Here is a 1,083-nt window from a genome sequence, read left to right as displayed (position 1 = left end):
CGAAGTCGCTTCAAAAGCAGGGAAAAAGCTTTCCACTCTGATTCAGTGTCAATTACAGCAATGGATCTCTGCTTTACCCAATTACATCAAGGCTTATCTGCCTATTCCAAGCTGCGAAAGTTGAGTTTTTAACTTGTGGGACACTCAGCTTTTCTCTGTCAACCACCGTTTTATGCTATTTAATTTCCATGTCTTTATGATCGTCGTCAAAAAATAATATGACGGGTGTTTTGAAACAAGTTTATGTTTCAAAAAGGTGGTAAGAGACGAAATGGAAATATCATGAAAATGCCGCTTAAATGAATGAAAAGTGGCTTTTTAACATGATTTTTTGTTTGGGGAAAATTTTTTACACTTGGAAATTAGGTGGTACACGAAGCCAGCCTCTTTTTACCATTAACTGTTTCATGGTTAAACCCCAGACCATCTGTAACATTTGATACTTTGCAAACAACGCTCCAACATCCGCCCGAACCGATTCTGTTAATCCCCGAACACCAATTTGGATACCCATTAAAATTGCCCAAGACAATTGATTAGCAATCTCTTCATCCGATAGTTTTGCGTCTTTTGGAGTATTTGAATACTCACTTACAGCTTTCTCAGGAGAAACAATCGGAAGAGGGACGTGTTCATCCTTTAGAAATTCTTCTACTTCTTTCCTCATAGGAGTTAGAACATTATCAATGAGATCCTTAATTTTATCTTTTAATTCGGTATCTTCAACGGTGTTGTAACCGACCTCTGCATTTCTTAACGTTTGTTCAATCCCATTTTTGTAATACCATAGGTGATACGCTTCTCCTACATGCAAGGGGGGTTTCTCATCATCTAAATAAGGTTGAAACACTGATTTTACAATTTCAACGAAATTCAATGAATTGTTCCTCCTTATATTAATCCATCATGATGAACTAACAGACCATTTTTAATTTTCCCATGAATCAAGGAAACATTGGATAGGCTACACTTAGTTGGACAGAAAAAATAAGGGCTTGTAGAATAAAGCTATTACACTAAGGGAGCGGATCTCTACAATGTCCAAACAACCACGCCGCACGTTTACAAGCGAATTCAAAAAAC

The 1,083-nt window shown here is 37.2% G+C and carries 1 protein-coding gene; it reads right to left on the bottom strand.

What is annotated here, in order from left to right; all coding sequences use genetic code 11:
- Positions 1 to 349 precede the first annotated feature (349 nt).
- Complete coding sequence (locus tag ACFPXP_RS08050; protein ID WP_379893721.1) at positions 350 to 877, bottom strand: DUF3231 family protein; 528 nt, start codon at positions 875 to 877, stop codon at positions 350 to 352.
- Between the last annotated feature and the right edge of the window lie 206 nt (positions 878 to 1,083).

It is taken from the genome of Marinicrinis lubricantis (assembly GCF_042658665.1).
Classification (GTDB): Bacteria; Bacillota; Bacilli; order Paenibacillales; family KCTC-33676; genus Marinicrinis; species Marinicrinis lubricantis.
The sequence above is the reverse complement of the archived record's forward strand: the minus strand, read 5'-3'. Positions and strand labels throughout refer to the sequence as shown.